The sequence below is a fragment of the Herbaspirillum sp. Sphag64 genome (assembly GCF_014192645.1).
GTDB lineage: Bacteria > Pseudomonadota > Gammaproteobacteria > Burkholderiales > Burkholderiaceae_D > Herbaspirillum.
In genome coordinates this window covers 24047-31720 of sequence record NZ_JACHYE010000023.1, presented here as the reverse complement: position 1 = coordinate 31720, position 7674 = coordinate 24047, and the positions used below count along the sequence as shown (strand labels likewise).

Genomic DNA, 7674 nt, shown 5'->3' with positions numbered 1-7674 from the left:
GTGAGCGTTGGTACACTGAAGAACAGCTCGAAGAACAGCTTCACGATCGAGACTGGCCAGGGCAATATTGCTGGTCAAAACATGAATGCCCTGTATTTCGGCGTGAGCCACTCGTTCTAATGTCATACCCGGCTGGTATCTTCCGATGCCAGCCGCGCTTGCCCAGGAACTTGAGGCCTGCGCAAGCGGAACCTGATGGATGCGCAGCACTGTGATGGTGAGGCGCAGCGAATTGTAGAGTAGTCGTAGGTGTAGTGACATCCTGAGGAACTCCCCCTCTTAGCCCGTTCGAATTGAGCGGGCTTTTTTATTTCACCTTCCTCATTAACTATAGATACCTAGTCCGTCGTCAGGTCACCGATTGTGTATCGGTAGCAAGTGTATTGTTCCGTGGAAAAGGGTTATCAAGTTGATGGAGTAGCAAATAAAAAACGGCAAGCCTGTTGGGCTTGCCGGTGATGTCTTGCGCCATCGAGAAAGTATGGATGCTATTTTGTATGTGAGATCAGGTTCGGCTTTCCACCATCTTCACCATCAGTTGCTTCGCTCGCTGCCGAGACCTTATCTCCGAGCGCATCGCGTGCTGAAGCGATATGTGCCAGGATGCCCCGTTTGGCTTGACGTTGCAGTTCGGCAAATGGACTGGAGCGGTTCAGGGAGACGCCTACTGCCAGTACATCGACCAATAGCAACATCAGAATGCGCGAGACCATCGGGATATGCATCGTGCTCCCTTCATCGTGCTCCACCGCTAGCGTATAGTCAGCACGTTTAGCCAACTGCGAATTGCTGGGCGCCAGTGCGATGATGGTCGCGCCAGAGTTGACGGCAACTTCCACGGTAGTGGCCAGATGACGCAGGCGACCGGAGTTGGAAATAATCACCGCCACATCCGTATTTTTGAGCAGGGAAGCTGACACTTCCTGTAACTGCGGATCGGTATAGGCAGTCGAGGGAATACCCAGACGGAAGAATTTTTGTTGCGCATCTTCGGCCACCAGACCGCAACTGCCAAAGCCGTAAAACTCAATCCGCGTGGCGTGACTCAAGACTTCAATGACTTTGGCCAGCGTGTCCGAATTGAGGCTATCGCGGACTTCCATCATGGCCGCAATCGTGTTGTCCACCACCTTGACGCCGACATCCAGTGAGGAGTCGCCGACATGTACCTGGCTGTGCGATACCGGTACCGTACCCGTCACACCTGAGGCCAGTTTGAGCTTGAAGTCAGCTAGTCCCTGGCAGCCCATGGTGCGGCAAAAACGGATGACTGTTGGTTGGCTGACATTGGCGCGACGCGCAATCTCGGAGATCGGCTCGCTCATCACGGCACGCGGGTGAGCCAGAATCAGGCTGGCGACGCGTTCTTCAGCCGGCGAAAACTGGGAGCGTGCTTTGCGGATGCGCTCCAGGAATGGTACTGCGTTGCCGCCGCCAAGACGTTCCGCCAGGATCGCTGCAACACCGACAAAGGCCGGATAGGGCGCGGTGATGACGAAGGTCGGGATCTTTTCCATGTAGGAGCTGAAGCGGCCCTTGCTTTCAAAGCGGGCACGAAACGCCGACCGTGCAAAATACTCGCCCAGATGCGGAACTACGCCCCCGCCAATATAGATTCCTCCCAGGGTACCCAGCGTTACAGCCACGTTAGACGCCAAGGTGCCAAGCATGCCGCAGAAGCAGTCAATCACTTCCACGCACAGCGCATCGTTGCTTCGCAGGGCGCGCTCGACAATCTGCGCCGCTGAGAGTGGGGCAGGATTGACGACCTGGTCAATATCGCAGAGTGCGTTATAAATAGTTTCCAGCCCGGGGCCGGAAATCAGGCGTTCGGCAGAGACGTGGGTAAAGGTGCGCCAGCAGTAGTGCAAAATGGCAGCTTCGCGCTCGTTATTGGGCGAGAACGAGGCATGGCCGCCTTCACTACCCAACGCAATCCAGCGTCCCTCACTCGGGATCAGGCCACCGACGCCGAGGCCAGTGCCCGCACCGACCAGACCAATAACGCTGCCTTCCAGTGCTGCTCCACCACCGATCTGGACACAGTGCGTCTGTTCCAGATGTGGCAGTGCCATCGATAGTGCAGTGAAGTCATTGACGACCAGCAAGGTATCGAAACCGAGCAGACGGCGCGTCTGTTCGATCGAGAATGCCCAGTGATGGTTCGTCATCTTGATTTGATCACCATGCACAGGATTGGCAATCGCGATCGCTGCGTGCTTGACCGCGGGGCTTTGATTGCCCTCCAGATATGCCTTCACAGCCAGGCTGAACTCCGCATAATCGGCGCAGCGCAGCGTCTGTATCGTATCGATCTGTCCAGGTGCGCGTTCCAGCGCAAAACGGGCATTGGTACCGCCGATGTCGGCCAGCAAGCGCGGGCCATCCATGAAGGCATTCGAAGGATGGTGACTGCCGGGTTGTAACGATGCAGACATGTAGAATACTTTCCGAAAAAAAACGGTTATGCGTATCGGTGAAACAGGGGCACTGCGCCTTTTTTAAATCGTCGGCTAGTGTAGCGTGTTTGCGCAAATTCCCCTTCAATCATTGCAGCTGGTGCGATCGAGTGTGCTCGCTGCAATTTTGTTCACCGGTCTTCCGGCCAATGCGCACCGGCGCGCGATAGCATCGCCGATGAAGCGCTGGGCCCCCAACTTCCAGCCTGATAGGACTTGGGCAGCGCGGGTGTGTTTTGCCAATGATGTAACAAAGGTTCAACCCATCGCCACGCCGCCTCCTGCTCGTCACGTCGTACGAACAGCGACAGATTGCCGCGAATGACATCCAGTAGCAGCCGCTCATAGGCGTCTGCGCGTTTTTCTTTGAAGGCCTGATCAAATGCCAGATCCAGTGCTACCGGTTGAATCGTCATGCTGTCACCGGGCTGCTTGGCAAAGCAATGTAGTTGAATCGATTCTTCCGGTTGCAGTCGGATGACCAGGCGATTGCTGGCGCCCGCGCCAGTCGGCATGGGCAGGATGGCATGTGGAATCGGGCGGAAGGTGATGATGATTTCTGCCGTCCGTTCGGCCAGCCGCTTGCCGGTGCGCAGGAAGAACGGCACACCCGCCCAGCGCCAGTTATTGATCTCGGTATGTAGAGCGACAAAACTCTCGGTCGTTGACTGCGGCGGGATACCGGCTTCCTGATGATAGCCCGGCACTGGCTGACCACGCACTGCGCCGGCGGCGTACTGGCCGCGCACGACGCGGGTTTCCAGGTCTTCCCGGCTGAATGGCTTGAGCGCGCGCAGGACCCGGACTTTTTCATCGCGGATGGCGTTGGCATCGAGTGAGGTCGGTGGTTCCATGGCGACCATGCACAGCAGTTGCAGCAAGTGATTTTGCACCATGTCGCGCAGTGCACCGGTGCTGTCATAGAATTCGCCACGACCCTCAACACCCAGTTGTTCGCCGATGGTCAGCTGCACGTGTTCGATCGAATCACGCCGCCATAGTGGTTCAAACAGGCTGTTGGCAAAGCGTAGTGCCAGCAGGTTCTGTACCGACTCTTTGCCCAGGTAATGATCAATTCGGTAAATCTGGTCTTCGGCAAAGACTTCCGCCACCGCATCATTAATCGCTTCAGATGTCCGCAAGTCATAGCCGAGCGGCTTTTCCAGCACGACACGGGCGTTGTCGAGCGCAATCCCGCTGGCAGCCAGGTTGTTAGAGATTGGCTCAAATAGACGCGCCGAGGTTGCCAGATAAAACACTGTCACGCTGTCGGCAGAAAGTTGCTGGCCTAGCAATGGATAGTCAGCACCGCGGGTGGCATCGAGTTCGACATAGCAGACGCGTGCCAAAAAACTGTCCCACTGGGCAGGGCTGTATTGGCTGTTGGTCTGGCTGGCAGATTCAGCACCCTGCTGGTCGATATGTGGTCGCACATCGGTGTCGATCCAGCTCAGATATGCCGCAGTCGTCAAGGAAAGATTTGAGACGCAGATGATACGGCCAGATGCATGCAACTTGCCGTCAACATGTGCGGAGAACAGCGCAGGCAATATCTTGCGCATGGCGAGATCGCCGGTGGCGCCGAAAAGCACAAAATTGAAGGAAGTTGATGCTTGCATTGAAATTTCTATGTAATTAAACAAAACTTATATTGCAATGTTACTGTAGCATTACTACAATTACAAGCGAGCGACGGGAGTTTGATTTAATATTTTGTAGTTTTACTAAAACAGATCGCTTTCAAAGAGTGTTGTTTTGCACATCACTGTTCTGGCTTGCAAGGCTGCAACGGTGGCGTGCTGACAAGGCACCAACAGGTTCTTGAGCGTCAGTTCTCTATTCCAGGGGAACACAGATCTTGCGGCAGTAAAACCTGCACGCAATGTTAAAAACACAGGAGATAAACAATGAAGAAGCACCCAATTTCGCAAGCCCTGAAAACCACACTGGTCGCCTCCACCCTGATTGCTGCCTCGACCGTCGCTGTCGTCGCGCAGGCTGCTGAAGTCGAAGTGTTGCACTACTGGACATCGGGCGGCGAAGCCAAGTCAGTTGCTGAATTGAAGAAGATCATGGAAGCCAAGGGCGTGACCTGGAAGGATTTTGCGGTTGCCGGTGGTGCCGGTGAAAACGCAACGACAGCGCTGAAGGCACGTGTGATTGCCGGTAGCCCTCCGACAGCTGCACAGATCAAGGGGCCTGCCATTCAGGAATGGGGTCAGGAAGGCGTGCTGGCCAATATCGATGCTGCTGCAACAGCAGGCAAGTGGGATTCGCTGTTGCCAAAGTCGGTTTCCAGCGTGATGAAGTATCAAGGCCACTATGTTGCCGCACCAGTCAACGTACACCGTGTGAACTGGGTCTGGATCAATCCTGAAGTGTTGAAGAAAGCCGGTGCCAAGGTGCCAACTAACTGGACCGAGTTCTTCGAAGCTGCTGACAAGATTCAAAAGGCCGGTTTTGTCGCGATTGCGCATGGTGGTCAGCCATGGCAAGACGCCACCGTGTTTGAAACAGTTGCGCTGGGCGTCGGTGGTGCTGATTTCTACAACAAGGCACTGGTCAAGCTGGACCAAGCTGCGCTGACTGGTCCTAACATGGTCAAGACATTTGACACGCTGGGCAAGATCAAGACCTACATCGACAAGGATGCCGCTGGTCGTGACTGGAATCTGGCGACTGCCATGGTGATCAATGGCAAGGCTGGTATGCAGTTCATGGGTGACTGGGCCAAGGGCGAATTTACTGCTGCTGGCAAGCAACCAGGCAAGGATTACCTGTGTGTCGCTGCACCTGGTACTGAAAAGTCCTACACTTTTAACATCGACTCGATTGCCATGTTCAAGGTCAAGAATGCTGACGCACAAAAAGCGCAGCTGACATTGGCAACAGCGATCATGAGCCCAGAGTTCCAGGAAGTGTTCAACCTGAACAAGGGATCGATTCCAGTGCGTCCAGATGTTCCACGTACCAAGTTCGACAGCTGCGCGATCAAGTCGATGGATGACTTCACTGCATCGAGCAAGGCTAATACGCTGGAGCCAAGCATGGCCCACGGTATGGCAGTGAGCTCGGCAGCACAGGGCGCCATGTTTGACGTGATCTCCAAGTTCATGAATTCCAACATGACCTCGCAGGCAGCGGTACAAGCGTTGGCCAAGGCAGCCAAGACGCAGTAATGCTGGTTAATGGTAGTCAATGGAAGCTGAAGGGCTTCCATTTGGTGTAACAATGTAAAACGATGGTTCGTGCCACAGTCTGTCATAGCTGATGGCCGAATTTTTGAAGGGGACGGCACCGTGAAGCGGTGCCGTCTTATCGACAGGCAGTCTGCTGTTGATAACAAGCCCTGGTTCAGGAGACATGCATGTCCAATTCATCACTTTCCCTGCCCTCGGCACGCGCCGACGGTTCTACGCGGACGGTACGTCGGCACGGCGGGAAATTCGCAGCACTGGCCGATACCTGGCTGCCACGCCTGGTGTTATCGCCAACCGTAGTGTTATCGCTGGTCTTTGTGTACGGCTTCATCGGCCTCACGGTGTATCTGTCGCTGACCAATTCGCGCCTGATGCCCAATTATGAATTCGCCGGTTTCCACCAATATGTCGCCCTGTTCGGGCTTGATCGCTGGTGGACCGCTGCTGCCAATCTCGGCATTTTTGGTGGTCTGTTCATTGTTCTGTGTCTGGCTATAGGCCTGTTCATGGCGATTTTGCTGGACCAGAAGATTCGTGCAGAAGGAGCCTTACGCGCCGTTTATCTCTACCCAATGGCGTTGTCGTTCATTGTCACTGGTGCGGCCTGGAAGTGGATTCTCAATCCTGGCCTCGGGCTGGAAAAGATGATGCACGACTTCGGTTTCACGCATTTCACGTTTGACTGGCTGGTCAATTCCGACATGGCGATTTACACCGTGGTCATTGCTGGTGTCTGGCAGTCATCCGGTTTCGTGATGGCATTATTCCTGGCTGGCCTGCGCGGCATCGACGATGCCATCATCAAGGCGGCGATGGTCGATGGCGCCAGTTTGCCAACCATTTATCGCCGTATCGTGATCCCGGCACTGCGCCCAGTGTTCTTCAGCGTATTACTGGTGCTCGGACACATCGCGATCAAGAGCTTCGACCTGGTCATGGCACTGACAGCGGGTGGTCCCGGTACTTCGTCGGACCTGCCTGCGATCTTCATGTATCAATTCTCCTTCACACGTGGACAGCTGGGGCTCGGTGCCGCTTCTGCCGTGATGATGTTGGCAACCGTGCTGGCTGTGCTGGTACCGTTGATGTATCTGGAAACGAAAGGAACCCGCAATGGCCGTTGATACCTTTGCGCCGAAACCCGGCGCCAATCAGGAACGTCAGCCGCTGACCCTGGGCCGTGTGCTGATTTATGTGCTGCTGGTTCTGGTCGCCTTGTATTACCTGGCACCGCTGTACGTGATGATCACGACTTCACTCAAGTCACTTGATGAAATTCGTACCAGCAACCTGCTGGCATTGCCGCATTCCCCGACGACAGCCGCCTGGGGCAAAGCCTGGGACACCGCCTGCACCGGTGTTGATTGCGGCGGGCTGGCACCATATTTCTGGAATTCGTTGAAGATGACCATTCCGGCAGTACTGATTTCCACCCTCATCGGTTCGCTCAATGGCTATGTACTGGCGCACTGGCGTTTCCGTGGTTCGGAAGTACTGTTTGCCGGTCTGATGGTTGGTTGCTTCATCCCGTTCCAGGTCGTGATTTTGCCAATGGCACGCTTGCTGGGCCTGTTTGATCTGGCCAATACCACCACCGGTCTGATATTTGTTCACATCGTCTATGGCATTGCCTTCACCACGCTGTTCTTCCGCAACTACTACGTGACGGTTCCGGATGAACTGGTCAAAGCTGCGCGCATCGACGGTGCAGGTTTTTTCCTGACCTATCGCAAGATCATCTTCCCGCTGTCGCTGCCGATCTTCATGGTGTGCTTCATCTGGCAGTTCACACAGATCTGGAATGACTTCCTGTTCGGCGTCGTGTTTGGCGGATCAGATGCCAAGCCGGTGACAGTCGCACTGAACAACCTGGTCAATACCTCAACCGGTGTGACTGAATACAACGTCAACATGGCAGCAGCAATCATTGCCGCCTTGCCGACACTGCTGGTCTATGTACTGGCAGGGAAATACTTTGTACGTGGCCTGACTGCCGGCGCCGTCAAGGGTTAAAG

Annotated in this window: 5 protein-coding genes; 3 read left to right on the top strand and 2 right to left on the bottom strand. The window is 55.0% G+C overall.

All coding sequences use genetic code 11. The annotated features are described in order from the left end of the window. Positions 1-488 precede the first annotated feature (488 nt). Together FHW66_RS20300 and zwf are read right to left on the bottom strand one after the other, a co-directional pair. Positions 489-2438 (bottom strand): glucokinase, encoded by a 1950-nt coding sequence (locus FHW66_RS20300; protein WP_255459087.1) that lies wholly within the window; start codon positions 2436-2438, stop codon positions 489-491. 152 nt (positions 2439-2590) lie between these two features. Next, on the bottom strand, positions 2591-4078 hold the full coding sequence (zwf, locus tag FHW66_RS20295; protein ID WP_183381645.1) for a glucose-6-phosphate dehydrogenase: 1488 nt from the start codon (positions 4076-4078) through the stop codon (positions 2591-2593). Between the two features lie 288 nt (positions 4079-4366). On the opposite strand from zwf, the gene FHW66_RS20290 reads away from it, so the two are divergent. The 3 genes from FHW66_RS20290 (at position 4367) to FHW66_RS20280 (ending at position 7672) form a co-directional block, all read left to right on the top strand. Then, a complete protein-coding gene (locus FHW66_RS20290; protein ID WP_183381644.1) occupies positions 4367-5638 on the top strand; it encodes an ABC transporter substrate-binding protein in 1272 nt (423 codons plus the stop codon). A 188-nt stretch (positions 5639-5826) separates the two neighbouring features. Then, the gene (locus FHW66_RS20285) at positions 5827-6783 is read left to right on the top strand and encodes a carbohydrate ABC transporter permease (RefSeq protein ID WP_183381643.1); all 957 of its coding nucleotides are present in this window, start codon (positions 5827-5829) and stop codon (positions 6781-6783) included. Next, positions 6773-7672: a carbohydrate ABC transporter permease gene (locus tag FHW66_RS20280; protein ID WP_183381642.1), complete on the top strand. Its 900-nt coding sequence runs from the start codon at positions 6773-6775 to the stop codon at positions 7670-7672. Before FHW66_RS20285 ends, FHW66_RS20280 begins: the two co-directional genes overlap by 11 nt. The last annotated feature ends 2 nt before the right edge of the window (positions 7673-7674 follow it).

Coding starts and splice junctions, on each gene's coding strand:
- FHW66_RS20300 (WP_255459087.1), bottom strand. CDS start 2,438: ATGTCTGCATCGTTACAACCCGGCAGTCACCATCCTTCGAATGCCTTC.
- zwf (WP_183381645.1), bottom strand. CDS start 4,078: ATGCAAGCATCAACTTCCTTCAATTTTGTGCTTTTCGGCGCCACCGGC.
- FHW66_RS20290 (WP_183381644.1), top strand. CDS start 4,367: ATGAAGAAGCACCCAATTTCGCAAGCCCTGAAAACCACACTGGTCGCC.
- FHW66_RS20285 (WP_183381643.1), top strand. CDS start 5,827: ATGTCCAATTCATCACTTTCCCTGCCCTCGGCACGCGCCGACGGTTCT.
- FHW66_RS20280 (WP_183381642.1), top strand. CDS start 6,773: ATGGCCGTTGATACCTTTGCGCCGAAACCCGGCGCCAATCAGGAACGT.